At 70.0% G+C, this 3,274-nt stretch carries 4 protein-coding genes; 2 read left to right on the forward strand and 2 right to left on the reverse strand.

The features are described 5' to 3' along the window. Together A5698_RS17130 and A5698_RS17135 are read right to left on the reverse strand one after the other, a co-directional pair. Window positions 1-648, reverse strand: a 648-nt coding sequence (locus A5698_RS17130) for an SDR family NAD(P)-dependent oxidoreductase (protein WP_156670793.1), incomplete at its 3' end; no start/stop codon positions are given. 2 nt (window positions 649-650) lie between these two features. Further along, window positions 651-1,643: an alpha/beta hydrolase gene (locus A5698_RS17135; protein ID WP_197506811.1), complete on the reverse strand. Its 993-nt coding sequence runs from the start codon at window positions 1,641-1,643 to the stop codon at window positions 651-653. A 166-nt stretch (window positions 1,644-1,809) separates the two neighbouring features. On the opposite strand from A5698_RS17135, the gene imuA' reads away from it, so the two are divergent. Beyond that, window positions 1,810-2,484, forward strand: a complete 675-nt coding sequence (gene imuA', locus A5698_RS17140) for a DnaE2-dependent mutagenesis accessory factor ImuA' (protein WP_068299309.1) — start codon at window positions 1,810-1,812, stop codon at window positions 2,482-2,484. 27 nt (window positions 2,485-2,511) lie between these two features. Beyond that, window positions 2,512-3,274, forward strand: a 763-nt coding sequence (locus A5698_RS17145) for a DNA polymerase Y family protein (RefSeq protein ID WP_197506812.1), incomplete at its 3' end; no start/stop codon positions are given.

Below are 3,274 nucleotides of genomic sequence, written 5' to 3' on the forward strand. Positions count from 1 at the left end.
GGATCGGTCGGAGATAGCGCCACCCTCCGCTCCTGAATTGATGATGTTGGTCTTGACGAATGTCGGGCACAGAGCCGTCACGGTGACACCGGTGCCGCTGAGTTCAGCGGCCAGGGTCTCCGACAGCGACAACACCCCAGCCTTGCTGACGTTGTAGGCCGCCATGCCCGGCGCTGCGCCGAAAGCGGCGGCTGAGGCGACGTTGATGATGCCGCGGGGTTGGCCTGCGGATCGCGCGTCCCTCAGGATCGGTGCGAACACGTGACAGCCGTGGATCGGGCCCCACAGGTTGACGTCGAGCACCCAACGCCAGTCGTCGATGTCGGTCTCGCCGATCGGCAGTCCGCCTGCGCCGACCCCGGCGTTGTTGATCACGAGGGTGGGGGCGCCGCCGAACCAGGTCTGCGCCTCATCGGCCAGTCGCCGGACATGGTCGAGTTCTGCGACGTCGCATTTCACCGAGATCGCCTGTCCGCCCGCAGCGTTGACGGCGTCGGCGGTGGCACGGGCGGAGGTCGCGTCGACGTCGCTGCACACCACCCGACCGCCGCGGCGGACGAGTTCGGCGGCGAAGGCGGCACCGATGCCGCTTCCGGCCCCGGTGATGACGGCGTCGGCGTTGCGGCTGCGTCTGCGTCCGAAGATCATGGCTACCCCGCGACCCGGTCGGCGTCGCAGTCGTGCAGCGACTTCGAGATGAACGCGGCGATCCTGCGCATGGCGGGGGCCGCCTCGGAGGTCAACCGGGGTAGTGCCTGGAACACGTGCACCTGGTCGGGCCACACCTCGAGGGCACAGGCACCGCCGGCGGCGCGGATGGCGTCGGCGAGCGCGATGGCGTCGGCGGCCAGCATCTCGTTGCCACCGGCCTGGATCAGCGTCGGCGGCATGGCGCGGCCCGAGGCGACGTCAAGACGCAGCCGGTTGTGAGTGGGTTCAGTTCCGGTGCAATACAACTCGACGAGGCGTAGGGCGTCGCGGGAGCGGATGGCGGGATCGCGGCGCACTTGCTCACGGCTTCGGGCCAGCTCAAAGGTCAGATCCAGCAGAGGCGACAGCAGCACCAGTGCCGCGGGATGCGCGGCTGCGGGTTGCAGGAGCAGGTCGACAGCCAGGTGTCCTCCCGCGGAGTCACCGGCGACGACGACCTGCCCCGGCCGCAACCCCTGATCCGAGGTCAACCACTCCCAACCGGTGCGGACATCGTCTGCGGCGGTGGGGAATCGGTACCTCGGGGCGAGCCGGTAGTCGATGCTGAAGACCGGTAGGCCTGTCGACTTCGACAGCCACGAGGTGAGGCGGCGGTGGGTCCGCGGCGAGCAGAGCGCGTAGCCGCTGCCGTGGATGTAGTAGATGGCCGTCTCAACGCGGTGCCGAGGTACTCCGGCGCCGTAGACCCATTCGCCGACGACGCGGTGTCCGCGCGACGTCCGGGTGTCGACGCGGCGCACTCGGGTGCCGGCCAGCGACGGTCCGAAGGTGTCCATCACGCGGGCCACGATCTGGCGCGAACACCACAGACCCCAGGTCCGGTCGGGCGGAAGGACGGCGCTGATCTGGCGCAAGGTAAGGCTGCTGATTGTCGCCGCACCGCGGGCGCGCAGGGAACCGCGCGCCGGCAGAGCGGGCTCGTCGTTGAGCACGCCTCAGTGCACCATCGAATGGTGACATTTGTCAATGTCATCAATCGGCAATGTGAAACGGTGGACAGCCTCGCGCGCTTGACGCTGTCGGTGGTCGGGTGTTTACTCGGGAGATCGAACAAACGTTCGAAATATTACTGAGTCGGACGATGCAGGAGGTGCTGTTGTGACAGCTGCCGTGAGCCTGGATCAGCGTCAGCTTACCCGCGCTGAACAGGTGGAACACTTGCGTCGCAAGATCGCGGCGGTATCCAGCAAGGTGGGCGCGGGCCGACGCGGAGCCGCTTCGAACACCGAGCCGCTTCCGGACTCGGAAACTTTGCTGTCGATGCCCGAATCGCTGGACGGTCTCCTTCCCGCGCCGTTGCCGCGCGGGTCGGTGGCGGTGGTGTCGGGTGCCCGGTCGCTGTCGCTGAGCATGGTGGCGGCGGTGACGGCGGAGGGCGGCCACGCCGCGATCGTCGGCCAGCCCGACGTCGGCCTGCTGGCGGCCGTGGAGATGGGCGCCGACCTGAGCCGGATCGCGGTCATCCCCGAACCGGGCGCCGATCCGGTCGAGGTCGCCGCCGTGCTGATGGATGGGATGGATCTGGTGGTGCTCGGCCTGGGCGGGCGGTCGGTGCCGGCCACCCGCGCGCGGGCGATAGTCGCGCGGGCCCGTCAGAAGGGCTGCACGCTGCTGGTCACCGGCGGCGACTGGCAGGGGGCGTCGGCCCGGTTGGAGGCCTCGGTGTGCGGATACGAGATCACGGGGCAGGGACGTCCGGGGTTCGGCCGCATCAGCCGGGTCCGACTGGCCACCCGGGCCAGGGGGCGGTCCGTCCGTGCGGTAGGCGGATGAGTGTCGCGCGTTCTCGCCATCTGGTGCATGGACTGGCCCGCCGTCGCCGCGGCCGCCGACCTGCCGTCCACCGCCCCGATCGCGGTGACCCTGGCAAACCGGGTCATCGCCTGTTCGGCATCGGCGCGGGCAGTGGGGGTACGACGCGGGTTGCGGCGTCGGGAAGCGCAGGCGCGGTGCCCGGAACTGCATGTGGTCACTGCCGACCCGGCACGTGACGCCCGCCATTTCGAGAACGTGACGATCGCGGTGGATGACCTGGTGCCGCGCGCCGAGGTGTTGCGGCCGGGCTTGCTGGTGCTCCCGGTACGAGGCGCGGCCCGGTACTTCGGATCCGAAGAAGCCGCCGCCGAGCGGTTGGTCGATGCGGTGGCCGCTGCCGGTGCCGAATGCCAGGTGGGGGTCGCCGACCAGTTGCCCACTGCGGTCTTCGCTGCGCGCGCGGGGCGGATCGTCGAGCCCGGAAAGGACGCGGTGTTCCTGTCGGCGTTGTCGATCCGTCAGCTGGCCACCGAACCGAGCCTGGCCGCACCCGGTCGAGAAGATCTGGCGGACCTGCTGTGGCGCATGGGGATTCGCAACATCGGACAGTTCGCCGCGCTGTCCCGCAGTGATGTGGCCTCGCGGTTCGGCGCCGACGCGGTGGCCGCGCACCAGTTCGCCCGCGGTGAGCCCACCCGTGGTCCGTCGGGCCGGGACCCCGAGGTCGAACTCGACGCCGTCATGGACTGTGATCCGCCGATCGACCGGGTGGACGCCGCGGCCTTCGCGGGCCGGTCCCTGGCCGCCG

The sequence above is a fragment of the Mycobacterium sp. E136 genome (genome assembly GCF_001666865.1).
Lineage (GTDB): Bacteria > Actinomycetota > Actinomycetes > Mycobacteriales > Mycobacteriaceae > Mycobacterium.